This window comes from Porcipelethomonas ammoniilytica (assembly GCF_025567485.1).
GTDB classification, from domain to species: domain Bacteria; phylum Bacillota; class Clostridia; order Oscillospirales; family Ruminococcaceae; genus Porcipelethomonas; species Porcipelethomonas ammoniilytica.
In genome coordinates, this window is record NZ_JAOQKH010000120.1 from 1 (window position 1) to 321 (window position 321).

Genomic DNA, 321 nt, shown 5'->3' on the forward strand with positions numbered 1-321 from the left:
ATTGAAGAAATTGGACAGGCTGTAACAGAAATTTCAAAAAGTATTTTTCTTGAAATTGAAAGTATTGTAAGAAACACAAGGCATAATGCAATTGAAGAAATCAGGAGGAACGAACATAATGAAACAAGAGAAAATGATAGACGGAGTGAGACACGTTCTGAACCCCAAGACAGGGGAATATCTTCCGGATACGGAAATCTTAAAGGGATGGACGTACGTTCTGGACGAGGAGAATTTCCGGTATTATCCGATTTATCTGAGGGAAGTTCCTATAGATCAGATATCGGATCAGGAAAGGAAAGAATTTCTGGAGATGGTAGC

The 321-nt window shown here is 38.6% G+C and carries 1 protein-coding gene; it reads left to right on the forward strand.

Annotation, left to right across the window (positions count from 1 at the left end):
- Positions 1-321, forward strand: a 321-nt coding sequence (locus OCV67_RS13585; RefSeq protein ID WP_178085203.1) for a hypothetical protein, incomplete at both ends; no start/stop codon positions are given.